We start from the raw sequence: 23,004 nt of genomic DNA, 5'->3' as shown, positions 1-23,004 counted from the left end.
CGGCCACCCCTGGCCTTCTGGAGTGTTGCATGACTGTTTTGCGTTTCACCCATGAGCATGAATGGCTGCGTGCCGAAGCCGACGGCACCGTGACCGTAGGCATTACCAATTTTGCCCAGCAGGCCCTGGGCGACGTGGTGTTCGTACAGTTGCCGGAAACCGGCGACTACACTGTGGAGGCTGAAGTGGCTGTACTGGAATCTGTTAAAGCCGCCAGCAGCATCAACATGCCCCTGGATGGCGAGATCACCGAGGTGAACCCGGCCCTGGAAGGCAACCCTGAACTGGTCAATGAAGATCCCCTGGCACGTGGCTGGTTCTTCCGCTTCAAGCCTGTCGATGCGTCGCAACTCGATGGCCTGCTGGACCAGAACGCCTACGATCAATTGATCGCTGCCCAAGCCTGAGGACATCTGACATGCCTTTTGACGTTGCCTTGACCACGGATAACGAATTCATTGGCCGCCATATCGGCCCACGCGCAGAAGACGAGCAGGCGCTGCTTCAAACCCTAGGTTTCGATAGCCTGGACAGCCTGACCGCAGCGGTCATTCCCGCCACCATCAAGGGCACCAGCGTGCTGGATGCTGGCGATGGGCAAAGCGAAGCCGATGCACTGGCTGCGCTCAAGGCTATTGCTGGCAAGAACCAGTTGCTCAAGACGGTGATCGGGCAGGGGTACTACAACACCCATACTCCGGCGCCCATCCTGCGCAACCTGCTGGAAAATCCAGCCTGGTATACCGCGTATACCCCCTATCAACCGGAAATTTCCCAAGGCCGCCTTGAAGCCCTCCTCAACTTCCAGACGCTGATCAGCGACCTGACGGGGCTGCCCATTGCCAATGCCTCGCTGTTGGACGAAGCCACCGCTGCCGCCGAAGCCATGACCTTCTGCAAGCGCCTGTCGAAAAACCGTGTTAGCACCGCCTTCTTCGCGTCGGTGCGTTGCCACCCGCAAACCCTAGCGGTGCTGCGTACGCGCGCTGAGCCGCTGGGTATTGAGGTGGTAGTCGCCGATGAACACACCCTGGAGGACACTAGCCGCTTCTTCGGTGCCCTGCTGCAATACCCTGCCAGTAACGGCGATGTGCTGGATTACACCGCCGTAGTGGAACGCTTCCACGCCAGCCAGGCCTTGGTAGCCGTTGCCGCCGACCTGCTGGCCTTGACCCTGCTCACGCCGCCGGGCGAATTCGGCGCTGACGTGGCCATTGGCAGCGCACAGCGGTTTGGCGTGCCCTTAGGCTTTGGCGGCCCCCATGCCGCGTACTTTTCTACCCGGGACAGCTTCAAGCGCGACATGCCCGGGCGCCTGGTAGGTGTGTCCATCGACCGCCATGGCCAACCTGCCTATCGGCTGGCCATGCAGACACGCGAGCAGCATATCCGCCGCGAAAAGGCCACTAGCAACATCTGCACCGCGCAGGTGCTCCTGGCCAACATCGCCAGCATGTATGCGGTGTACCACGGGCCTCAGGGCCTGCAACAGATCGCTAAACGTACCCATGCCCTGACGGCGATTCTGGCGGCAGGCCTCCGTGACATGGGTGTAGTGGTCGAGCAGACGCACTTCTTCGACACCCTGACACTGCACACAGGGGCTGCCACCGCTGAGCGGCATGCCAAAGCACGGACGGCGGGCTACAACCTGCGCCAGGTAGACGCCGAGCGTGTGGGCGTGTCCTTGGACGAAACCAGCCGGCAGGCCGATGTAGAAGCCTTGTGGGCTATTTTTGCCACCGGTCAGCAGCCAGCTTTCGCTGCTGTTCAAGGCAGTGCCTCCAGTGCATTGCCTAAGGGGCAACTGCGCCAGGGTGCTGTGCTCAGCCACCCCGTATTCAACCGTTATCACTCCGAAACCGAGTTGATGCGTTACCTGCGCCGCCTGGCCGACAAGGACCTGGCCCTGGACCGCACCATGATTCCGCTGGGTTCCTGCACCATGAAGCTCAACGCGGCCAGCGAAATGATCCCGGTGACCTGGGCCGAGTTCGGAAACCTGCACCCCTTCGCCCCCGCAGAGCAAAGCCAAGGCTACACAGCGCTGACAAAAGAACTGGAAGCCATGCTGTGCGCAGCCACCGGTTACGACGCTGTCTCGCTGCAACCTAATGCGGGCTCACAAGGTGAGTACGCCGGCTTGCTGGCCATTCGTGCCTACCACCAGAGCCGTGGCGATACCCAGCGCGACCTGTGCCTGATCCCTTCTTCTGCCCACGGCACTAACCCAGCGACCGCCCACATGGCCGGCATGCGCGTAGTGGTTACTGCCTGTGATGCGCGGGGTAACGTGGATATCGACGACCTGCGCGCCAAGGCGGAGGCGCATAAAGATTACCTGGCTGCCCTCATGATCACCTACCCGTCCACCCATGGGGTGTTCGAAGAAGGGATCGGCGAAATCTGCCAGATCATTCATGACAACGGCGGCCAGGTGTACATCGACGGCGCCAACATGAACGCCATGGTGGGCCTATGCGCGCCCGGCAAGTTCGGCGGCGACGTGTCCCACCTTAACCTGCACAAGACGTTTTGCATTCCCCATGGCGGCGGTGGCCCAGGCGTGGGCCCGATCGGCGTGAAAGCGCACCTGGCCCCCTTCCTCCCAGGCCATGAAGCCTTGGAGCGCAAGGAAGGCGCCGTCTGCGCTGCGCCGTTCGGCAGCGCGAGCATTCTGCCCATTACTTGGATGTACATCCGGATGATGGGCGGTGCAGGCCTCAAGCGTGCCTCGCAAATGGCTATCCTCAACGCCAACTACATCGCCCGCCGCCTGGAAGAGCATTACCCTGTGCTCTATACCGGCAGCAATGGCCTGGTGGCCCATGAGTGCATTCTCGACCTGCGCCCGCTCAAGGACAGCAGCGGTATCAGCGTGGACGACGTGGCCAAGCGCTTGATCGACTTCGGGTTCCATGCCCCTACCATGTCGTTCCCGGTAGCCGGCACTTTAATGATCGAGCCCACTGAAAGCGAATCCAAGGAAGAATTGGACCGTTTCTGCGACGCCATGATCTGCATTCGCGAGGAGATCCGTGGTGTGGAGAGCGGCGCGCTGGATGCCGAGGACAACCCGCTGCGCAACGCGCCGCATACGGCTGAAGAGCTGTTGGGCGAGTGGCCCCATAGCTACAGCCGGGAACAAGCGGCCTACCCGCTGGCCAGCCTCAAGGCTACTAAGTACTGGCCGCCGGTTGGACGGGTGGACAACGTGTTTGGGGATCGCAACCTGGTGTGCGCCTGCCCGCCCATCGAAGCCTATCAAAACGCGTGAGCCCAGGCTCTGACACGAGGGGCCACAACCGTGGCCCCTTTTTCTCAGTTTTATCCTGGAACGCTCATGTCCTTAAGTGTGTTTGACCTGTTCAAGGTGGGTATTGGCCCTTCCAGTTCCCATACCGTGGGGCCCATGCGCGCTGCTGCGCGCTTCGCCGAAGGGCTTCGACGCGAAGGGATGCTGGCCAGCGTGGCCCAGGTGAAAGTAGAGCTGTATGGCTCGCTAGGTGCAACGGGCAAAGGGCATGGCAGTGACAAAGCGGTGCTGATTGGCCTTGAAGGCGAGCAGCCTGACACAGTAGACACCACGACCATCGATGCTCGCCTGGCCGCCATTCGCAGCACAGGCCGGTTGCGGCTGCTGGGCGAACACGAAATCGACTTCGTCGAAAAACAGCACTTGGCAATGATCCGCAAGCCCTTGCCTTACCACCCCAACGGCATGATTTTCCGTGCTTTCGATGGGGCTGGCCTGCAGGTACGCAGCCGGGAGTATTATTCGGTAGGGGGTGGGTTCGTGGTGGATGACAACGCTGCCGGTGCAGACCGCATCGTGGCCGATACCACCCCACTGCCCTACCCGTTTACCTTGGCCAAGGAATTGATGGCCCACTGCACGGCGCAACACCTGCCTATCAGCCAGATCATGCTGGCCAACGAAAAGGCCTGGCGCCCGGAAGCTGAAACCCGCGCCGGCCTGCTGCACATCTGGCAGGTAATGCAACAGTGCGTACGTGCAGGCTGCGAGAACGAAGGCATCCTCCCGGGCGGCCTGAAAGTGAAGCGTCGCGCAGCAGGGCTGTACCGCCAACTGCGCAGCAACCCAGAGGCCGCGCTGCGCGACAGCCTGTCCGTGCTGGACTGGGTCAACCTCTATGCCCTGGCCGTGAATGAAGAGAACGCCAGCGGCGGCCGGGTGGTCACCGCACCTACCAACGGCGCCGCCGGTATCGTGCCGGCCGTGTTGCACTACTACATGCGATTCGTGCCAGGTGCCAATGAGGACGGGGTGGTGCGCTTCCTTCTAACCGCTGCGGCCATTGGCATCCTGTACAAGGAAAACGCTTCAATCTCGGGGGCCGAAGTCGGCTGCCAGGGCGAAGTGGGCGTGGCCTGCTCGATGGCCGCCGGTGGGCTGTGCGAAGTCATGGGCGGCACCGTGCAGCAGGTCGAAAATGCGGCAGAAATCGGTATGGAGCACAACCTAGGGCTGACTTGCGACCCTATTGGCGGCCTGGTGCAGGTGCCCTGCATCGAGCGCAATGCAATGGGTTCGGTAAAGGCAATCAATGCCGTGCGCATGGCGCTGCGCGGCGACGGCCAGCATTTTGTGTCGCTGGATAAAGTCATCCGCACCATGCGCCAGACCGGCGCTGACATGAAAAGCAAGTACAAGGAAACCGCGCGCGGCGGCCTGGCGGTAAACATTATTGAATGCTGACGGCCATGCCGCAGCACAAGGAGCACAGCAATGTCCGACACCCTTTTGAAAACCCCTTTGCATGCCCTCCACCTGGAACTGGGTGCGCGCATGGTGCCTTTTGCCGGTTACGACATGCCCGTGCAATACCCCCTAGGCGTGTTGAAGGAGCACTTGCATACCCGCGAGCAGGCTGGCCTGTTCGATGTGTCACACATGGGGCAGATCCGGCTGCTGGGCGAGCACGCTGCCGCAGCGCTGGAAGCGCTGGTGCCCGTCGACATCATCGACCTGCCAGTTGGCACCCAACGCTATGCGCTGTTCACCAACGACCAGGGCGGCATTCTCGATGACCTGATGGTGGCCAAGGTTTCAGAGACGGAGCTGTTCCTGGTAGTCAACGCGGCCTGCAAGGAGGCAGACCTTGCACACCTGCGCAGCCACCTTACCAGCCACTGCGTGATCGAGCCCCTGTTCGAAAGCCGCGCCTTGCTGGCGCTGCAAGGTCCCAAAGCCGTGGACGTGCTGGCGCGGTTGCAACCTGCGGTGTCGAGCATGACCTTCATGCAGTTTGCAGCCCTGGAGCTGGCAGGCATTGCCTGCTACGTAAGCCGCTCGGGCTATACCGGCGAAGATGGCTATGAGATTTCCGTACCTGTGGAACAAGCCGAAGCACTGGCTCGCCGACTGCTAAGTGAGCCTGAAGTGCAGCCTATTGGCCTGGGCGCACGTGACTCGCTGCGACTGGAGGCTGGCCTGTGCCTGTATGGGCATGACATGAATGCCGAACTTACGCCAGTAGAGGCCAACCTGGGCTGGGCCATTTCAAAAGTGCGCCGCGCCGATGGAGCACGTGCCGGCGGGTTCCCAGGTGCGGACACTATCTATGCCCAGCAGAAAGAGGGTGTGCCCCGCAAGCGGGTTGGCTTGCTGCCCCAGGAACGCATGCCGGTACGTGAAGGCGCTCAGGTAGTAGATGCCGAGGGCAACGAAGTAGGCCAGGTCTGCAGTGGCGGCTTTGGCCCTACATTGAATGCGCCAGTTGCAATGGCATGGATAGATACGCACCTTAGTGGGTTGGAGACCGAACTCTGGGCACTGGTACGGGGCAAGACAGTACCCGTGAAAGTGTCACGCATGCCCTTTGTAGCGCAGCGTTATTATCGGGGCCAGGCGTAAACAGACATTAAAGCGAATTCAGCCTTCATCAACCCGGTCATGGCGCTGTGCTTGCATGGCATAGCCAGCGACCTTGGCGGTGTTATGCCCGTCGAGGCACTTCGCTGAGCAAGTAGGAATAAGGTCGCAAAACGGGTATGAAAAAGGCATAAAAGCTAGCAGTTTCGGGGCTTGTTTTTGTGACTAAGGTTAGCGTAGAGTCGTCTGGACTGAGTTTGCATGGGTCGCTTTGGTTCGTGACCTGGGCAGTAGCGCTAGGCTTTGCTACAACCCGTTCTGCGTCTCTTACTTTCCTGCAACCAGTAATAGCAGCCTCCAAATTGAAGGCCAGCTGACACCATTATTGAGCTTCAAGGAAATAGACATGAGCACTCGCCAGAGCGGTACCGTCAAGTGGTTCAACGACGAAAAAGGTTTTGGTTTTATCACGCCTGAAAGCGGTCCGGATCTGTTCGTGCACTTCCGCGCTATCCAAGGCAACGGTTTCAAAAGCCTGAAAGAAGGCCAGAAAGTGACCTTCGTTGCGGTGCAGGGCCAAAAAGGCATGCAAGCGGACGAAGTTCAAGCCGAAGCCTGATCACCTTCGCACGAAAAAGCCCCGACTAGTGATAGGCGGGGCTTTTTTATGAGCGCCTGTTTTGTCAGCTTTTAACAGACAGCCGCCTAAAGGCGCCTATAGCGCTAGCCCGCCCTGCGCAACAACCACACCCCCGCTATGGCGCAGACTGTCGCAGGCAAGGCGACCGCCAACAGGGGCGGAAAGCCGAATACCAGGCTCGAAGGGCCGAGCAGGTCTTGGGCAATGCGGAACACGAAACCTACCAGTACCCCGGTAAACACGCGCTGGCCCAGGGTGACAGAGCGCAGCGGGCCGAAGATGAAGGAGATCGCCATCACCACCAGGGCGGCGGTCACGAAGGGTTGCAATACTTTTGTCCAGAAGGCCAGCCAGTACTTCCCGCTGCTCAGCCCTTGGGCGCCCAGGTAATGCACATAGGCCCACAAGCCGGTGATAGAGAGGGATTCAGGGGCCATGACCACGGTGCTCAACAGCTGCGGCGTAAGGGCCACGTCCCAGCGCACTGTGTCCGCAGGCACAACCTCGGTATGGTCCCCTTTGAACAGCGTGGTAGTGACCTCACTCAACTGCCAGTGGTCCTGTGCGTACACGGCCTTGCGAGCGAAGCTGGACTGCTGAAGGTGGTGCTGGTCGTCGAACTCGTAACGGGTTACGCCATACAGCAGCCCATTGGGCTGCACAGTATTGATATGGATATATTCGTTGCCCTGGCGGTGCCACAAGCCGTGCTTGCCGCTTTGGGCGTCACCACCGCCCTGTGCCAGGGAGCGGGAGGCCTGGGCCTGGTCCTCAGCCGGCGGCGCCACGTATTCGCCGATCAGCACGCCTGCCACCATCAGCACCAGCATAGGCTTCATGACGGCCCACACGATACGTGAGATGGATACGCCTGCTGCGCGCATGATCGTCAGTTCGCTGCTGCTGGCCAGGCTGCCCAGGCCGATCAGGCACCCGATGAGTGCGGACATGGGCAACAGCTCATACAAACGCCGTGGTGCGGTGAGGAATACGTACCAGGCCGCGTCCCCCAAGGTGTAGGTGTCACTCAGGTCGCTCAGTTCATCGATGAGCGCGAACAGGGTGGCCAGGCCCAGGATGATGCCCAGCACCGCCAGGATAGCAACGAACACGCTGCGACCGATGTACCCATCAAGCTTCTTCATTTTGCCACCCCAGCCCGGCTACGACGCTGCGCCTGCGAAAGACGCAGGGGTTGCCACCCCATCAGCCCTATCCCGATGGCGAGGAACAGCCCATGCACCCACCACAGGCCAAGGCCGATGGGCAGGCGCCCTTTCTCCACGGCACTGCGTACCGAAATCAGGATAGTAAGGTAGGCCATGTACAGCAGGATGGCCGGTAACAGCTTGAGGAACCGGCCTTGGCGCGGGTTCACCCGTGACAGGGGAACGGCCATGAGCGTAACGATGAAGACCAGCAGCGGCAGCGAAAGGCGCCACTGCAGTTCGGCACGGTCACGCAGCACAGTGGACCCGAACAGGGTGGACGTTGGAATGGCCTCGCGCTCGCTGATGTCCTCGCTCACCTCAGGCTTTGGCAACATCACGCCATAGGTGTCGTACTTGATAGCACGGTAATCGGGTTGCCCCGGGTTACCGTCGTAGCGGTAGCCGTTCTCGAGGATCAGGTAACGGTTACCGTTGGTGTCCACCTCCTGGCGGCCTTTGTCGGCTACCAGCACCGAAATACCCCGATCCTTCTTGCCATCGGTAGACGCGCGTTTTTCCGAGATGAACACGCCACCCAGGTTGACGCGGTCTTCGGAGAGCTCTTCGGTATAGGTGACGCGCGTGCCATCACGCAGCATCTGGAAGCGTCCCGGTACGAGCGTGTCGAACTCGGTCAGCGCATCCTGCTGGTTGATCAGTTGGGCAAACCGCGTTGCGCCCAGGGGTGCCAGGCTGAAGCTGAGCCAGGCGACCAGCAGGGCGACCACAGTGGCCGGGATCATGGTGATGCCCAGCAAGCGCCCTGGGCTCATGCCAGTGGCAGACAGCACCGTCATTTCGCTTTCCAGGTACAGCCTTCCGTAAGCGAGCAGAATGCCCAGGAACAACCCCAGCGGGAGAATCAGCTGCAGGAAACCCGGCAGCCGATAGCCCATGATCTGGAACAAAACACCGGGGTCGAGCGCACCGCTGGCAGCCTGGGCCAGGTACTTGATAAAGCGCCCACTCATGATGATAACCAGCAGCACGGCGCTGACGGCACTGAGGGTCACCAGGACTTCGCGGGACAGATAACGGAAAACGATCAAACCAGACACTCCGGGGTAACCAGCCTTGACGGCCATGCGCTTGTGCGATTACACACAGGCCCGACGGAAAAAGTGGGCGCATTATCCTGTGAATGGGGGTGCCTGTCACTTGGCGGTGTGCCATCGGGGTTGTCAGCGACAGAGACACAGGCTCAAACTGAACGCCTACGCCTGCGCGACCACGAGGCACAGGGCCGCGTGGCAGTCGAACCACTGATTGGGGACGTTACATGGAACTGCTTGTAAAAAGCGTGAATGCCGAAACGCTCAAGACCGCAACCTTGGTGGTACCGGTCAGCGAAGGCCGCAGCCTGGGCGCTGTGGGCAGAAAGCTCGACGAACAGAGCAGCGGCGCCATCAGCGCGATTCTCAAGCGTGGTGATCACGAAGGCAAGCCCGGCCAGACCCTGCTATTGCACAGCCTGCCTGGCATCAAGGCCGAACGGGTACTGCTGTTGGGCGTCGGTAAAGATGCATTGGGCGACCGCCCCTTCCGCAAGGCCATAACCTCCGCCCTGGGCGTATTGAAAACCCTCGGCGGCGCTGATGCGGTGCTCGCATTGGACGAAGTGACCGTTGCCAACCGCGACACCTACAGTAAGGTCCGCCTGCTGGCCGAGACTGTGCTGGACGCCGGCTATGTGTTCGAACGTTACAAAAGCAAGAAGGCAGACCCACGCGCGCTGAAGAAAATCACCCTGGCCACCACCAAGGTGGATACCGCAGAGGCCGAACGCGCCGTTCAGCACGCACGCGCCATTGCCTTGGGCATGAGCCTGACGCGGGACCTAGGCAACATGCCACCGAACATCTGCCACCCCACCTTCCTTGGCGAGCTTGCGAAGGGCCTGGCCAAGGAACACAAGAACCTGAAGGTGGACGTGCACGACGAGAAGAAGCTTGCGCAGTTGGGCATGGGCTCGTTCCTGGCCGTGGCCCAGGGCAGCGCACAGCCTCCGCGCCTGATCGTGGCGCAATACCAGGGCGGAGCCAAGGCAGAACAGCCCTATGTGCTCATCGGCAAAGGCATCACGTTCGACACCGGCGGCATCAGCATCAAGCCATCGGCCGGCATGGATGAAATGAAATTCGACATGTGTGGCGCTGCCAGCGTGTTCGGCACCCTGCGCGCGGTGCTTGAGCTGCAGCTGCCCATCAACCTCGTCTGCCTGATGGCCTGCGCCGAGAACATGCCCAGCGGTACGGCCACACGCCCTGGTGACATCGTGGAAACCATGAGCGGGCAAACCGTCGAGATTCTCAACACCGACGCTGAAGGCCGCCTGGTGCTGTGCGACGCCCTGACCTATGCCGAGCGCTTCAAACCCAAGGCTGTGGTGGACATCGCTACCCTCACCGGTGCCTGCGTGGTTGCTCTGGGCGGGCACACCTCTGGCCTGTTGGGCAACAACGATGGCCTGATCAACGATTTGCTGGACGCCGGCCGCCGGGCCGATGACCGCGCCTGGCAACTGCCGTTGTTCGACGAGTATCAGGAGCAACTGGACAGCCCGTTCGCCGACATTGCCAACATCGGTGGCCCGAAGGCCGGGACGATCACGGCCGCTTGCTTCCTGTCGCGCTTTGCCAAAAGCTACGACTGGGCGCATTTGGACATTGCCGGTACTGCCTGGCTCAGCGGAGGCAAGGACAAGGGCGCCACAGGCCGCCCGGTGCCTTTGCTGACCCAGTATCTGCTCGATCGCGCTGCAGGCTGAGGGGCCGCCCCTGGCCGATCGCTCGCCAGGGGCACCTTGAACCATGACCCAGGTCGATTTTTATATTCTGCCCAGCGCGCTGCCTTCAGCGCGGCTGGACTTCGCCTGCAAACTGGCTGAAAAAGCCTGGCGCCTGGGCCACCAGGTGCATGTGCTGTGTTCAAACGCTGGCCAATGCCAGGATATGGACACCCGCCTTTGGGCCTTCAAGGGTGAAAGCTTTGTACCGCATACCCAAGGGGATGACCTTACACTGGCCCCGGTGACCCTAGGCCTTTCAGAACCTGAAAATGCGAACGGCGAGTTACTGATCAACCTGACCCTGGCGGTACCCGCATTCGTTGGCCGCTTCAACCGCGTGGCAGAGATCGTCATCTCGGACCCTACCGTACGGGACCAGGCCCGGGAGAATTTCCGCTTCTATCGCGAACAGGGCTATCCTTTGCAGGATCACCGCCTCACGCGCCTTTGAGTCTACTTTGATGGATAAGCCCACGCCTTTGCCCGATTCCAACCAATTGCTGGACGACCTGGAATCGATTCGTCGGTTGCTGGGCGATGATGCCCTGGAACCACCGGTATTGACTGAAACCGTAAGCGAACCCACTGAAGAAGTGGTGCCCCTGCTGTTTGAGACCACCGGCGAAACGCCATTGGACATTGACCAGGCGCCCCTGCTGCTGGACGTGGCTGAGCTGCCCAAGGCCACACCCGCCCAGAACCGCCAGGACACGTTGCTGCACCTGGATGCCGAGTTACGTGAAGCGGCACGCAAGATCATGCAAGACGTGATCGATGACTTTGCCCCGCATATCGAAACGGAGATCAAACGCCGCCTCGAAGCCCGTATGCAGCGCCTGCTTACGCCTTGACAGCATTCAGGCCGTTACTGCCACGCCTACACCCCCGCCGCCCTGTCCGTTATACTGTTCGGCTTTCCGAATCGTTTGCCTAACAGGGCCCTGCCGCGCATGGACAAGACTTACCAGCCGCACGCCATCGAAACGTCCTGGTACCAGACCTGGGAAGCGCAGAACTACTTCGCGCCCCAGGGTTCTGGTGACCCGTACACCATCATGATCCCGCCGCCGAACGTGACCGGCAGCCTGCACATGGGCCATGGCTTCAACAACGCCATCATGGACGCCCTGATCCGCTTCCGCCGCATGCAGGGCCGCAACACGCTATGGCAGCCTGGTACCGACCACGCCGGTATCGCCACCCAGATGCTGGTAGAGCGCCAGCTCGAAGCCAAGGGCCAGAGCCGTCACGACCTGGGCCGCGAAGCCTTCCTGGAGAAAATCTGGGAATGGAAACACGAGTCCGGCGGCAATATCAGCCGCCAGATCCGCCGCCTGGGCTCGTCGGTAGACTGGACCCGCGAGCGTTTCACCATGGACGACGGCCTGTCCGAGGCTGTCAAGGAAGCCTTCGTGCGCCTGCATGAAGACGGCCTGATCTACCGCGGCAAGCGCCTGGTGAACTGGGACACCAAGCTGCACACCGCTATTTCCGACCTGGAAGTGGAAAGCCACGACGAGAAAGGGTCCCTCTGGAACCTGCGCTACCCCTTGGCGGACGGCGCTACCACGGCAGAGGGCAACACTTTCCTCGTAGTGGCTACCACGCGCCCCGAAACCATGCTGGGCGACGTGGCCGTAGCCGTTAACCCCAATGACGAGCGCTACCAGGCCCTGATCGGCAAGTTCGTGGACCTGCCCCTGGTAGGCCGCCGCATTCCGATCATCGCAGACGACTACTGCGACCCCGAATTCGGCACCGGCTGCGTGAAAATCACCACCGCCCACGACTTCAACGACTATGAAGTGGGCAAGCGCCACAACCTGCCGCTGCTCAATATCTTCGACAAGCATGCCCGGGTGCTCTCGGCCGTGCAGGCGTTCAACCTGGACGGCTCGGTGAACGAGCACATCGACACCGCCCTGCCCGCGACCTACGCGGGCCTGGACCGGTTCGAGGCACGCAAGCGCATCGTGGCGGACTTCGACGCGGCCGGCCTGCTGGTCAGCATCAACGACCATGCCCTGAAGGTGCCCAAGGGCGACCGCTCCGGCACCGTTATCGAGCCCTGGCTTACGGACCAATGGTACGTGTCCACCAAGCCATTGGCCGAGCCAGCCATCGAAGCAGTGGAAAACGGCAGCATTCAGTTCGTGCCCAAGCAGTACGAGAACATGTATTTCTCATGGATGCGGGACATCCAGGATTGGTGCATCAGCCGTCAATTGTGGTGGGGCCATCGGGTACCGGCCTGGTACGACGAAAGCGGCCAGGTGTATGTAGGCCGTAGCGAAGCCGACGTGCGCGCCAAGCATGGGTTGGGTGCCGAGGTGAAGCTGGAGCAGGACACCGACGTACTGGACACCTGGTTCAGCTCCGGCCTGTGGACGTTCTCCACCTTGGGCTGGCCGGAACAGACCGAGTTCCTGAAAACCTTCCACCCCACGGACGTGCTGGTCACCGGCTTCGACATCATCTTCTTCTGGGTCGCCCGGATGATCATGCTTACGATGCATCTGGTGAAAAACCCCGACGGCACACCACAGGTCCCGTTCAAGACGGTCTACGTGCACGGCTTGGTGCGTGATGGCCAGGGCCAGAAGATGTCCAAGTCCAAGGGCAACGTGCTGGACCCACTGGACATCGTCGACGGCATTACGCTGGATGCGCTGCTGGACAAACGCACCAGTGGCCTGATGCAGCCCAAGCTGGCCGACAAGATCGCCAAGCAGACGCGTGCCGAATTCCCGGAGGGTATCGACAGCTACGGCACTGACGCCCTGCGCTTCACGTTCTGCTCCCTGGCATCCACGGGCCGCGACATCAAGTTCGACATGGGCCGTGTGGAAGGCTACCGCAACTTCTGCAACAAGATCTGGAACGCCGCCCGCTACGTGCTGGACAAGGGCGAGGACTGCGGCCAGAACGGCGAAGCCTTCGAGCTGTCACTGGCCGACCGCTGGATCATCTCGCAGCTGCAGCGTACCGAAGCCGAAGTGACCCGCCAACTGGACCAGTTCCGTTTCGACCTGGCCGCCCAGGCCCTGTACGAGTTCATCTGGAACCAGTACTGCGACTGGTACCTGGAACTGTCCAAACCCGTGCTCTGGGACGACACGGCGCCGGTCGAACGTCAGCGTGGCACGCGCCGCACGCTGGTGCGGGTACTGGAAGTGGCCTTGCGCCTGGCGCACCCGTTCATGCCGTTCATTACCGAAGAGATCTGGCAGCGCCTGGCGCCGCTGGCGGGTATCGAAGGCAAGACCATCATGCTGCAGCCCTGGCCTGTGGCCAACGACAGCCGCATTGATGAAGCCGCCGAGCGGGACATCGAGTGGGTCAAGGAGCTGATGCTGGGTGTGCGCAACATCCGTGGCGAAATGAACATCGGCCCTGGTAAGCCGTTGCACCTGTACCTGAAAAACGCCAGCGAGGACGACCGGCGCCGCCTTGAGGAAAACCAGCACCTGCTGCGCAAGCTGGCCAAGATCGAGGCCTTTACGGTATTGGCCGTTTCCGACGAAGCCCCGCTGAGCGCCACGGCGCTGGTGGGCGAACTGGAAGTGCTCGTGCCCATGGCCGGCTTGATCGACAAGGACGCTGAGTTGGCCCGCCTGAACAAGGAAATCGGCCGCCTGCAAGGGGAAGTGGACCGTGTGGGCGGCAAGCTGTCCAATGCGGCCTTCGTAGACAAAGCGCCCCCTGCCGTGATCGACAAGGAACGCGCCAAGCTCGCCGAAGCCGAGCAAGCCCTGGCCAAACTGGCCGAACAGCACGCCCGTATCAGCGCGCTTTAACGCCACCCTCGCGGCTGGCCGTTGCTCCAGGTTCCGGAGTGGCGCCAGCCGCGTTCCTTTTTCTGTGGCCCTATTGATGAAACCGACCTTGCACCCCCGTAACCGCCACCAAGGCCGTTACGACTTTCCCAAGTTGATCCAGGGTACCCCTGAACTCGGCGAGTACGTCATTCTCAACCCCTATGGCAAGGAAAGCATCGACTTTGCCAACCCAGCGGCTGTACGCGTATTCAACCGTGCCTTGCTCAAGGCGTTGTACGGGATCAAGTTCTGGGACATTCCCGAGGGCTACCTGTGCCCGCCTGTGCCAGGCCGTGGGGACTACGTTCACGGCGTAGCCGATCTGCTCGCCGAAGACCACGGTGGTACACCTCCCACAGGTGCCCAGGTGCGTGTGCTGGACATCGGCACCGGCGCCAATTGCATCTACCCATTGCTAGGCCACCTGGATTACCGCTGGCGCTTCGCAGGGTCCGACATTGACCCGGTGGCCGTGGCATCCGCCCAGACTATTGCCAAGGCCAACGGGCTGGGCAAAGCGATCGAGGTGCGCCTGCAAACACAGCCACGGCACGTACTGGAAGGCATTGTGCAGCCTGGCGAGCGCTTTACGGCGACCTTGTGCAACCCGCCTTTCCATGCGTCCGCGCAGGAAGCGATCGCTGGCAGCCAACGAAAATGGCGAAACCTGGGCAAGGCCGACCCCGCTCGGCAGCTGCCTGTGCTCAATTTTGGCGGGCAACAGACCGAGCTGTGGTGCGAGGGCGGGGAATTGAGCTTTGTAAGCCGCCTGATTGACGAGAGCGCGGCGCAGGGGCCCTACATTGGCTGGTTTACCTGCCTAGTGTCCAAAGTGGGCAACCTGCCCCCTTTGCAGGCGCGTATCGCCCGCGCAGGTGCCTTGGAAACACGGGTAGTTGCCATGGGCCAGGGCCAGAAGCAGAGCCGCTTCCTGGCGTGGACCTTTCAAACACGGGAACAGCGGACGGGCGCCTGAACGCTGGCCAAAAAAAACCGCACCCTGAGGTGCGGTTTTTCATAACGCTCAACTTACTTGTTGATAGCGTCGGTCAGTACCTTGGCAGGCACGAACTTTACAACTTTCTTTGCAGCGATTTCGATAGCAGCACCGGTGGACGGGTTACGACCGGTACGTGCAGGACGCTCGGAAACCTTCAGCTTGCCAATACCTGGCAGGGTGATTTCGCTGCCGTTTTCCAGCTGGTCGGCAACGATCTGGCCCAGTTGCTCCAGCGCGTTCTTGGCCGTGGCCTTGGGCGCGTCTACGGCTTCGGCGATGTCAGCGATCAGTTGGTCTTTGGTAAGTGCCATGTAGTGTTCCTTCCCTTTCAAATTCGTTTGGGTTGCCAGAGCATTGTCACCCGTCAAAACCGGCCCCCCGCAGGGCCCGGCCTCTGGATACAGCCTCGCCAATCGGCAATGTAGATGCCCGCAGCGGTGTTTGGTTCGCGCTGAAGGAAGGCCGATAAAGCGGGCTAACGCCGGGGCCAGCGGGCCAGCCGTTGGCGTACCAGCGCAAGAGCCGGCAAAACTAGCACAGAGCCAGATAAATATCCGCCACCCCAGCAGTAAATATTCGTCTTTATTGAGGTTTTGGCTAAAAAACAGCCAAAAAAAGGGCAGGCTGCGGTCGGTTGTCGCGGTTGGCTCACCGCGATACAGCCGTTCTGCCGCCCAGCAGTTACGGTACACTTGCTGCTTTCCGTGATTCCCGAGGCGCCCATGCCGATCCGTCATTGCATTGTTCACCTGATCGACAAGAAGCCCGACGGCACCCCCGCCGTGCTCCATGCCCGCGACCGGGAACTGGAGCCTTCCCAGGCGCTGGACGACATGCTGGCCGACCTGAATGAAAGCTACAACGCCAAGCAAGGCAAGGCGTGGGGGCTGTTTCATCCCGAGTCCGGCGCGTACCCCTTCAGCGGCTGGCTCAAGGCCTACTTGGAACAAGAGCAGGATTTCACAGCGTTCAGCCGCGTAGCTGTCGAGCATCTGCAAAAGCTGATGGAAGAGTCCAACCTGTCCGCAGGCGGCCACGTGCTGTTCGCCCACTACAACCAAGGCATGACGGACTATCTCGCCATTGCGCTACTGCACCATAGCGATGGGGTGGCGGTGACCGCCGAGCTGGACGTTACGCCCTCTCGCCATCTGGACCTGGGCCAGCTACACCTGGCGGCACGGGTGAACCTGTCCGAGTGGCAGAACAACAAGCAGTCCAAGCAGTACATCTCGTTCATAAAGGGCAAGAACGGAAAGAAAGTTTCAGAGTACTTCCGTGATTTCATCGGCTGCCAGGAAGGCGTAGACGGCCCCGGTGAAACCCGCACGTTGCTCAAAGCCTTTAGTGACTACGTTGAAAGCGAAGACCTGCCCGAAGAAGCCGCCCGCGAGAAGACCAAGACACTGGTGGACTATGCCACCAGCCAGAGCCGCAATGGAGAGCCTGTGGAACTGGAAGAATTGTCTGGCCTGATCGATGAAGACCGGCCACGGGCGTTCTATGAACACATTCGCAACAAAGACTACGGCCTGTCGCCGGAAATCCCGGCGGACAAACGCACCCTCAACCAATTCCGCCGCTTTACAGGCCGCGCCGAGGGCCTGTCCATCAGCTTTGAAGCCCACTTGCTGGGCTCCAAGGTCGAGTATGACGAGGCAGCGGGTACGCTGATTATCAAGGGGCTGCCGACGCAGCTGACGGACCAGTTGAAGCGTCGGAAGGACGCTTGAGGTCACCTGGCCATTCGCGGGCTAGCGCCCGCTCCCACAGCGTCAACCCTGTGGGACCGGGCATAGCCCGGGAAGAAGCCACAGCAGATATGTGCTTCACACCGCCTTGATCGCAAACCCCATCCGAGGGAAATGCACCTGCACCGTGCCAGCACGGTCATCTTCGCGGCGCACTACGATCTCTTCGTGGTCGGTGTAGACCAACTCACCCGCTACTCCGTCCACCCCATAATCGGTGGCCGAAACGACTACCTGATCACCCGCCTTAAAACCGCTGGGGTCCACGAAATCGATTTCCGGGAAGCCGGCCGGCGTAGCGGCCTTGGCTTTCTCCAAGGCTTCACCGCTGCTCAACTCCGTAGGTGTACCCTGGCCAAACGCCTGTACCCGTTTGAACCATGCCATTACGTTGGGGTAGCCCTCGATCAATGGCGAGGTCACCGGCGTGGCCAGCAGGAACCAGCAGATGTGGGCCAAGGAGAAATCGGCATGGCTAGGCACCCCGAACAGGAACTCCCCACCGGCGCTCAGCTGCTGTTCAACGCGGCCCATGATGGCCGGCCATTGATGGCGGGCAATCTCGATCGGCAAACGGCTGGCCGCCCCGCCACTGAACAGCTTGGCACGGTCGGCCAGGAAGGCGTTGCGTTGCTCTTCGGTGAAACGGGAAAAGCGCACCGCTGCCGACTCAGGCTGGAATACAAAGCTTACGGCATGCTGGAACACGACCGAGTCCACCCAGCCAGCGAAGGCCGCTACCACCGCTTCTTTACCGGCAGGGAATAGCGCGGGGGTGGGCTGCACCTTGTCCAACTGGCGGGCAATCAGGGCGGTATCGCAGTACACATCAGCCCCGATCTGCAGCACGGGAGTTTTGCGGTAGCCACCGGTTAGCGGCATAAGGTCTGGCTTGGGCATCATCGGCGGGATAGTGACCGAGTGCCACGCCAGGCCTTTGAAGCCCAGCATCAGGCGAGCCTTCTCAGCGAAGGGCGAGGTAGGGTAGTGATGCAGGATCAGTGCGGTCATTTCAGCATCCAGGCGGGTGAGAATTAGCCCAGCTTAGCGACCTCTGCAGGCCAAGCCTACCCATACCCGCCGATCCTTTGCTATTCACCGCCGCTATGGTCATTTTGCCAAGCCAGGGCCATGGCTTCCTTCACTTTTTTGGGCAGCCGCTTGATGGCACGCTCGGTTCGCAAAGCCTCGCCCTTCTCCAGGCAGGCCTGGATGTACACCAGCGCCACAGCCGGGCTGGAGCGGAAGAACCGAGCGCCCTTTCCGCTTTGGTGGGCTGCAAAGCGACGGTGCGGGTCGTTGCTGATGCCACAATAGAGCGAACCATTGGCCGCTCGCACCAGGTACACCGACCAAGGCGTCGCTGGGATGTCAGTCATCAGTACGTTCGCTGCGCACGTTCACCAGGCGCGAACGCCCTGCCCCCATGCCTGCCACTGTGGCACCAATGCCAATTACGGCAAACACCCAGCCCATGGCCGACCAGCCACCAGTCAGGTCATGCACGATACCTACGGCCAGCGGCCCCATGGACGCCAGCGTATAGCCAAACCCTTGCGCCATACCTGAAAGGCCAGCTGCCACGTGTGCATCGGGTGAACGCAATACGATCAGCGTAAGGGCAACAGCGAATACACCGCCCTGCCCTAGCCCGAGTACGACGGCCCAACCCCACAGGCCACTTACCGGGGCATACAGGCAGCCGAACAGGCCTACCAGGGTAAGCCCCATTACCACCAGGATTGCCATGCGTTGGTCGTGGCTACGTGTGGCCAGCCAAGGCGCGCTGAGCGAACTGGCCAGTTGCACAATGATAGAGCCTGAGGTCACCAGCCCGGCGTCTTCAGCAGAAAGCCCGCGATCGATCAGAATCGAGGGAAGCCAGCCGAAGACAATGTAAGCCAGCGAGGACTGCAGCCCCATGAACAGCGTTACCTGCCAGGCCAATGGGTCGCGCAACAACCCATGCACCTTGTAGACCGCCCGGCGAGCGTGGTGGCCCGTACGGGTTTGGGGCCACCAGGCCAGGGCAGCGATCAGGGCAGGCACCAGCCAGAACCCCAGCCCCCAGCGCCAGCTGTCATCGAACACTTGGCTGAGCGGCACACTGGTACCCGCCGCCGTCGCCGCGCCCAGGCACAGGGCCATGGTATAGACGCCCGTCATCAGGCCGGCGTGGGCAGAAAAGTCACGTTTTACGATACCAGGCAACAACACCCCAATGATGCCGATACTAGCCCCCGCCACCACACTCCCCGCAAACAGCCCCACAGCACCGAACTGCGTGCGCAGTAAAATGCCTGCGGCCAGCAACAGCAAAATGCCCCCTATGGTGCGCTCGGCGCCAAAACGCCGAGACAGCAGCGGTGCCAGCGGGGCGAACAGCCCCAGGCACAGCACGGGCAGTGTCGTCAGCAGCCCGGCCATAGCCGCACTTATGCCCACGGCTTCGGATACCTGATGCAGCAAGGGCGAAAGGCTGGACAACGCCGGCCGAAGGTTCAGGGCAACCAGGACCAGCGCAACGATCAGAACGGCAGATTTCCACCGGGAGGTGGAGGCGACAGCATCAGGTGGAGCGTGGTCGGCGGGCATGCAGGGCTCGGCTGGATTTATTCGGAAACAAATTAGCCGAGTACTCTACGCCTGTGGTTGGAAGAGGATCAACTGAAGTGAGGCTAATGCACTGCAGGCGCAAGGCTATGCCTGCACGGTAGCGTTCACAGCGCGGGCACGCCCGCGCCTACAGGCACCTTAGTGAATGATCTGGCTCAGGAACAAACGGGTACGGTCGCTCTGCGGCCGGTCGAAGAAGTCGTCCGGTGCCGCCTGCTCTACGATCTCGCCCTTGTCCATAAAGATCACGCGGTTGGCCACAGTTCGTGCGAAGCCCATTTCGTGGGTCACGCACAGCATGGTCATGCCGTCTTCGGCCAGGCCGATCATGGTATCCAGTACTTCCTTTACCATCTCCGGGTCCAGTGCCGAGGTGGGCTCGTCGAACAGCATGATCTTAGGTTTCATGCACAGTGCACGTGCAATGGCCACACGCTGCTGCTGGCCCCCGGAGAGCTGCCCAGGGAACTTGTTCGCCTGCTCTGGAATGCGCACGCGTTCCAGGTAATGCATGGCAATTTCCTCGGCCTGGCGCTTGGGCATCTTGCGTACCCACATAGGCGCCAGGGTGCAGTTCTGCAAAATGGTCAGGTGCGGGAACAGGTTGAAATGCTGGAATACCATGCCCACTTCGCGGCGGATGGTTTCGATCTGCTTCAGGTCGTTGGTCAGTTCCACGCCGTCCACCACAATGCTGCCCTGCTGGTGTTCTTCCAACCGGTTGATGCAGCGGATAGTGGTGGACTTGCCTGAACCGGACGGCCCGCACAGCACGATACGCTCACCTTGGCGCACGTTCAGGTTGATGTCCTTGAGCACGTGGAACTGGCCGTACCACTTGTTCACACCGGTCATGCGAATAATGCCTTCAGCGCCGGCGGGTTGCTTGATGGGGTTGTTCATATTCTCTCCTGACGCTTAGCGCTTATGACCGGTGTCCAGCTTGTGCTCCAGGTGTATGGAGTAGCGGGACATGCCGAAACAGAAAATCCAGAACACCAGGGCTGCGAATACGTAGCCCTCGGTCGCCATGCCAAGCCACTTGGGGTCGGCGGCAGCCTGCTTGACGCTGTTGAGCAGGTCGAACAGGCCGATGATGATCACCAGGCTGGTGTCCTTGAACAGTGCGATAAAGGTATTCACCAGGCCTGGAATGACCAGTTTGAGGGCTTGTGGCAGTACCACCAGCCCCATGCTGCGCCAGTAGCCCAGCCCCATGGCGGAAGCTGCTTCATACTGGCCTTTGGGGATGGCCTGCATGCCGCCCCGTACCACCTCGGCCACATAGGCCGACTGGAACAGGATCACGCCGATCAAGGCCCGCAGCAGCTTGTCGAAGTTCATGCCTTCAGGCAGGAACAGCGGCAGCATTACCGAGGACATGAACAGCACCGTGATCAAAGGTACACCGCGCCAGAACTCGATGAAGGTGACGCACACTACCTTCACGGCGGGCATCTTGGACCGGCGGCCCAGTGCAAGCACGATGCCCAGTGGCAGCGCGCCGGCAATCCCTACAGTGGCAATGACCAGGGTGAGCATCAGCCCGCCCCACTGGCTGGTAGGCACAGTGGTCATCCCGAACACACCACCGTGCAGCAGGCACCAGGCGATGACGGGATAAAGCACGATGAAGGCAATGCCGTATTTCACCTTCTTCGGCATCTTGGGAATGAACAGCGGGGCTGCTCCGATAACGGCCAGCCACACGGTAAGGTCAACGCGCCAGCGAAGCTCGCCAGGGTAATAGCCATACATGAACTGGCCGATACGCTGCTCGATGAACACCCAGCAGGCGCCTGCCTTGGTGCAATCCTCGCGTACTGTGCCCACCCAGTTGGCATCGAAAATCGCCCAGCTCAGCAGGGGCGGTATGATTATCCAGATAAGGTACAGCGCCAGCAGGGTAAGTACAGTATTGAACCAGCCCGAGAACAGGTTGGCGCGCATCCAGGCCACAGCGCCCACGGCCCTTACGGGTGGCGGCTGGTCTGGCTTGAAGACATGAGTAGTCATGGTGTTTTCCTATCGCTCGATCAGCGCGATGCGCTTGTTGTACCAGTTCATCAGCAGCGAAATGCTGATGCTGATCGCCAGGTACACGCTCATGGTGATGGCGATGACCTCGATGGCCTGACCGGTCTGGTTGAGCACGGTACCGGCAAACAGTGAGACCATTTCCGGGTAGCCGATACCCGCGGCAAGGGAGGAGTTCTTGGCCAGGTTCAGGAACTGGCTGGTCAGGGGCGGAATGATCACCCGCAGCGCCTGGGGGATGATCACCTTGCGCAGGGTAGGCCCATTGCGCAATCCCAGTGAGCGGGCAGCCTCGGTTTGGCCATGGCTGACCGACTTGATACCCGAACGCACGATTTCAGCGATAAAGGCAGCGGTATACACCGTCAACGCCAGCGTGAGCGCCAGCAGTTCGGGAATCATTACCCAGCCACCCACGAAGTTGAAGCCGCGCAGGGCAGGCACTTCCCAGTGAACGGGCGAGCCGAACACCAAGGCACATAGCGCTGGAATGACGACCAGCAGCGCAAGGCCGGCCCAGAATTTATGGAACGGCACGCCCGTGGCTTCAAACCGGCGGTTGGCCCACCGCACCATGGCCCATATCGCAATCAAGGCAATGATCACGCTGGCCAGGAATGGCCAGAAACCTTCGGCAATATTGGCGCCTGGCATGTTCAGGCCGCGGTTGCTGATAAAGAAGCGATCGGCGATGTTGATGCTGCCACGAGGGCCGGGCAACGTCAGGAAGACGGCGAAGTACCAGAACAGGATCTGCAGCAGCGGCGGAATGTTCCGGAAAATCTCGATGTAAACCGTAGCCAGCTTGTTGATCATCCAGTTGTTGGACAGCCTGGCCACACCCACGATGAACCCCAGCAGCGTTGCCAACACGATACCGATGAAGGTCACCAGCAAGGTATTGAGCAGGCCTATAAGGAACACACGGGCGTAGGAATCGGACTCGGTGTAGGGAATCAAGTGCTGTGCAATACCGAAGCCTGCACTGCGCTCCAGGAAGCCAAACCCTGAGGTAATGCCACGGTGCTGCAGGTTGGTCTGGGTATTGTCGAAAAGGAACCAGCCGAGCGAAACCACTGCCACGATGGTGATGATCTGGAATACCCACGCGCGTACACGCGGGTCGGTCAGGGAAAACCGCCCGGATTTAGCACTGGGTGCGCCGATGTTTTTTTGCATGAAATGCCCCGGAATAAAACGGAGGATAAAGCCGTTCGGGTTGTTCGAAGCGTCCTGGAAATGCCAAAGCAGGCACCGGTGCGAATGGATCGCGCACTGCGCCTGCCCTGGTGTCCTGCCTTGCTCCT

The 23,004-nt window shown here is 60.8% G+C and carries 20 protein-coding genes; 11 read left to right on the top strand and 9 right to left on the bottom strand.

What is annotated here, in order from left to right; genetic code table 11:
* The first annotated feature begins 29 nt into the window (after positions 1-29).
* The 5 genes from gcvH to ACSAMW_RS18620 all read left to right on the top strand — a co-directional run bounded on the left by gcvH (position 30) and on the right by ACSAMW_RS18620 (position 6,455).
* Positions 30-407, top strand: coding sequence for a glycine cleavage system protein GcvH (gene gcvH, locus ACSAMW_RS18640; protein ID WP_500591548.1), 378 nt, complete (start codon positions 30-32; stop codon positions 405-407).
* 11 nt (positions 408-418) lie between these two features.
* Positions 419-3,277: an aminomethyl-transferring glycine dehydrogenase gene (gene gcvP / locus ACSAMW_RS18635; RefSeq protein WP_500591547.1), complete on the top strand. Its 2,859-nt coding sequence runs from the start codon at positions 419-421 to the stop codon at positions 3,275-3,277.
* Positions 3,278-3,343: 66 nt separating this feature from the next.
* Entirely contained in the window at positions 3,344-4,720 is a 1,377-nt protein-coding gene (locus ACSAMW_RS18630; protein WP_500591546.1) for an L-serine ammonia-lyase, read from the top strand.
* A 30-nt stretch (positions 4,721-4,750) separates the two neighbouring features.
* Positions 4,751-5,878, top strand: coding sequence for a glycine cleavage system aminomethyltransferase GcvT (gcvT, locus tag ACSAMW_RS18625; RefSeq protein WP_500591545.1), 1,128 nt, complete (start codon positions 4,751-4,753; stop codon positions 5,876-5,878).
* A gap of 364 nt (positions 5,879-6,242) precedes the next feature.
* Entirely contained in the window at positions 6,243-6,455 is a 213-nt protein-coding gene (locus ACSAMW_RS18620; protein WP_003227496.1) for a cold-shock protein, read from the top strand.
* A gap of 104 nt (positions 6,456-6,559) precedes the next feature.
* Here the strand turns inward: ACSAMW_RS18620 and lptG are convergent, their stop codons facing one another.
* On the bottom strand, positions 6,560-7,621 hold the full coding sequence (lptG, locus tag ACSAMW_RS18615; protein ID WP_500591544.1) for an LPS export ABC transporter permease LptG: 1,062 nt from the start codon (positions 7,619-7,621) through the stop codon (positions 6,560-6,562).
* The gene (gene lptF, locus ACSAMW_RS18610; RefSeq protein ID WP_500591543.1) at positions 7,618-8,736 is read right to left on the bottom strand and encodes an LPS export ABC transporter permease LptF; all 1,119 of its coding nucleotides are present in this window, start codon (positions 8,734-8,736) and stop codon (positions 7,618-7,620) included. Before lptF ends, lptG begins: the two co-directional genes overlap by 4 nt.
* A gap of 230 nt (positions 8,737-8,966) precedes the next feature.
* On the opposite strand from lptF, the gene ACSAMW_RS18605 reads away from it, so the two are divergent.
* From ACSAMW_RS18605 to rlmF, 5 genes are all read left to right on the top strand, one after another.
* Entirely contained in the window at positions 8,967-10,454 is a 1,488-nt protein-coding gene (locus tag ACSAMW_RS18605) for a leucyl aminopeptidase (protein ID WP_500591542.1), read from the top strand.
* A 43-nt stretch (positions 10,455-10,497) separates the two neighbouring features.
* Positions 10,498-10,926, top strand: a complete 429-nt coding sequence (locus ACSAMW_RS18600; protein WP_500591541.1) for a DNA polymerase III subunit chi — start codon at positions 10,498-10,500, stop codon at positions 10,924-10,926.
* A 10-nt stretch (positions 10,927-10,936) separates the two neighbouring features.
* The gene (locus ACSAMW_RS18595; RefSeq protein ID WP_500591540.1) at positions 10,937-11,326 is read left to right on the top strand and encodes a DNA polymerase III subunit chi; all 390 of its coding nucleotides are present in this window, start codon (positions 10,937-10,939) and stop codon (positions 11,324-11,326) included.
* Positions 11,327-11,425: 99 nt separating this feature from the next.
* Positions 11,426-14,272 carry a valine--tRNA ligase gene (locus ACSAMW_RS18590; RefSeq protein ID WP_500591539.1) on the top strand — a complete coding sequence of 949 codons (2,847 nt, stop codon included), beginning with the start codon at positions 11,426-11,428 and terminating at the stop codon, positions 14,270-14,272.
* A gap of 76 nt (positions 14,273-14,348) precedes the next feature.
* Entirely contained in the window at positions 14,349-15,269 is a 921-nt protein-coding gene (gene rlmF / locus ACSAMW_RS18585; RefSeq protein ID WP_500591538.1) for a 23S rRNA (adenine(1618)-N(6))-methyltransferase RlmF, read from the top strand.
* Between the two features lie 53 nt (positions 15,270-15,322).
* On the opposite strand, the gene ACSAMW_RS18580 is transcribed toward rlmF, so the two are convergent.
* Positions 15,323-15,604: an HU family DNA-binding protein gene (locus ACSAMW_RS18580; protein ID WP_500591537.1), complete on the bottom strand. Its 282-nt coding sequence runs from the start codon at positions 15,602-15,604 to the stop codon at positions 15,323-15,325.
* A gap of 411 nt (positions 15,605-16,015) precedes the next feature.
* Between ACSAMW_RS18580 and yejK the strand changes: the two genes are divergently transcribed.
* The gene (gene yejK / locus ACSAMW_RS18575; RefSeq protein WP_500591536.1) at positions 16,016-17,026 is read left to right on the top strand and encodes a nucleoid-associated protein YejK; all 1,011 of its coding nucleotides are present in this window, start codon (positions 16,016-16,018) and stop codon (positions 17,024-17,026) included.
* A gap of 96 nt (positions 17,027-17,122) precedes the next feature.
* Here yejK and ACSAMW_RS18570 read toward each other — a convergent pair whose 3' ends face one another.
* The 6 genes from ACSAMW_RS18570 to ACSAMW_RS18545 all read right to left on the bottom strand — a co-directional run bounded on the left by ACSAMW_RS18570 (position 17,123) and on the right by ACSAMW_RS18545 (position 22,876).
* Positions 17,123-18,055 (bottom strand): glutathione S-transferase family protein, encoded by a 933-nt coding sequence (locus ACSAMW_RS18570; protein WP_500591535.1) that lies wholly within the window; start codon positions 18,053-18,055, stop codon positions 17,123-17,125.
* An 80-nt stretch (positions 18,056-18,135) separates the two neighbouring features.
* On the bottom strand, positions 18,136-18,423 hold the full coding sequence (locus ACSAMW_RS18565) for a GIY-YIG nuclease family protein (protein WP_500591534.1): 288 nt from the start codon (positions 18,421-18,423) through the stop codon (positions 18,136-18,138).
* The gene (locus ACSAMW_RS18560; RefSeq protein ID WP_500591533.1) at positions 18,416-19,639 is read right to left on the bottom strand and encodes a CynX/NimT family MFS transporter; all 1,224 of its coding nucleotides are present in this window, start codon (positions 19,637-19,639) and stop codon (positions 18,416-18,418) included. Before ACSAMW_RS18560 ends, ACSAMW_RS18565 begins: the two co-directional genes overlap by 8 nt.
* A 159-nt stretch (positions 19,640-19,798) precedes the next feature.
* Positions 19,799-20,563 carry an amino acid ABC transporter ATP-binding protein gene (locus ACSAMW_RS18555; protein ID WP_168082421.1) on the bottom strand — a complete coding sequence of 255 codons (765 nt, stop codon included), beginning with the start codon at positions 20,561-20,563 and terminating at the stop codon, positions 19,799-19,801.
* A 15-nt stretch (positions 20,564-20,578) separates the two neighbouring features.
* The gene (locus tag ACSAMW_RS18550) at positions 20,579-21,676 is read right to left on the bottom strand and encodes an amino acid ABC transporter permease (RefSeq protein WP_500591532.1); all 1,098 of its coding nucleotides are present in this window, start codon (positions 21,674-21,676) and stop codon (positions 20,579-20,581) included.
* A gap of 9 nt (positions 21,677-21,685) precedes the next feature.
* Positions 21,686-22,876 carry an amino acid ABC transporter permease gene (locus ACSAMW_RS18545; protein WP_500591531.1) on the bottom strand — a complete coding sequence of 397 codons (1,191 nt, stop codon included), beginning with the start codon at positions 22,874-22,876 and terminating at the stop codon, positions 21,686-21,688.
* Between the last annotated feature and the right edge of the window lie 128 nt (positions 22,877-23,004).

It is taken from the genome of Pseudomonas sp. AB39(2026) (genome assembly GCF_059831485.1).
This window is presented reverse-complemented; position numbering and strand designations above follow the sequence as displayed.

Coding starts and splice junctions, on each gene's coding strand:
- ACSAMW_RS18620 (WP_003227496.1), top strand. CDS start 6,243: ATGAGCACTCGCCAGAGCGGTACCGTCAAGTGGTTCAACGACGAAAAA.
- gcvP (WP_500591547.1), top strand. CDS start 419: ATGCCTTTTGACGTTGCCTTGACCACGGATAACGAATTCATTGGCCGC.
- ACSAMW_RS18580 (WP_500591537.1), bottom strand. CDS start 15,604: ATGGCACTTACCAAAGACCAACTGATCGCTGACATCGCCGAAGCCGTA.
- ACSAMW_RS18590 (WP_500591539.1), top strand. CDS start 11,426: ATGGACAAGACTTACCAGCCGCACGCCATCGAAACGTCCTGGTACCAG.
- ACSAMW_RS18605 (WP_500591542.1), top strand. CDS start 8,967: ATGGAACTGCTTGTAAAAAGCGTGAATGCCGAAACGCTCAAGACCGCA.
- gcvT (WP_500591545.1), top strand. CDS start 4,751: ATGTCCGACACCCTTTTGAAAACCCCTTTGCATGCCCTCCACCTGGAA.
- ACSAMW_RS18600 (WP_500591541.1), top strand. CDS start 10,498: ATGACCCAGGTCGATTTTTATATTCTGCCCAGCGCGCTGCCTTCAGCG.
- ACSAMW_RS18550 (WP_500591532.1), bottom strand. CDS start 21,676: ATGACTACTCATGTCTTCAAGCCAGACCAGCCGCCACCCGTAAGGGCC.
- rlmF (WP_500591538.1), top strand. CDS start 14,349: ATGAAACCGACCTTGCACCCCCGTAACCGCCACCAAGGCCGTTACGAC.
- ACSAMW_RS18545 (WP_500591531.1), bottom strand. CDS start 22,876: ATGCAAAAAAACATCGGCGCACCCAGTGCTAAATCCGGGCGGTTTTCC.
- ACSAMW_RS18560 (WP_500591533.1), bottom strand. CDS start 19,639: ATGCCCGCCGACCACGCTCCACCTGATGCTGTCGCCTCCACCTCCCGG.
- ACSAMW_RS18570 (WP_500591535.1), bottom strand. CDS start 18,055: ATGACCGCACTGATCCTGCATCACTACCCTACCTCGCCCTTCGCTGAG.
- ACSAMW_RS18555 (WP_168082421.1), bottom strand. CDS start 20,563: ATGAACAACCCCATCAAGCAACCCGCCGGCGCTGAAGGCATTATTCGC.
- ACSAMW_RS18595 (WP_500591540.1), top strand. CDS start 10,937: ATGGATAAGCCCACGCCTTTGCCCGATTCCAACCAATTGCTGGACGAC.
- lptG (WP_500591544.1), bottom strand. CDS start 7,621: ATGAAGAAGCTTGATGGGTACATCGGTCGCAGCGTGTTCGTTGCTATC.
- yejK (WP_500591536.1), top strand. CDS start 16,016: ATGCCGATCCGTCATTGCATTGTTCACCTGATCGACAAGAAGCCCGAC.
- ACSAMW_RS18565 (WP_500591534.1), bottom strand. CDS start 18,423: ATGACTGACATCCCAGCGACGCCTTGGTCGGTGTACCTGGTGCGAGCG.
- ACSAMW_RS18630 (WP_500591546.1), top strand. CDS start 3,344: ATGTCCTTAAGTGTGTTTGACCTGTTCAAGGTGGGTATTGGCCCTTCC.
- gcvH (WP_500591548.1), top strand. CDS start 30: ATGACTGTTTTGCGTTTCACCCATGAGCATGAATGGCTGCGTGCCGAA.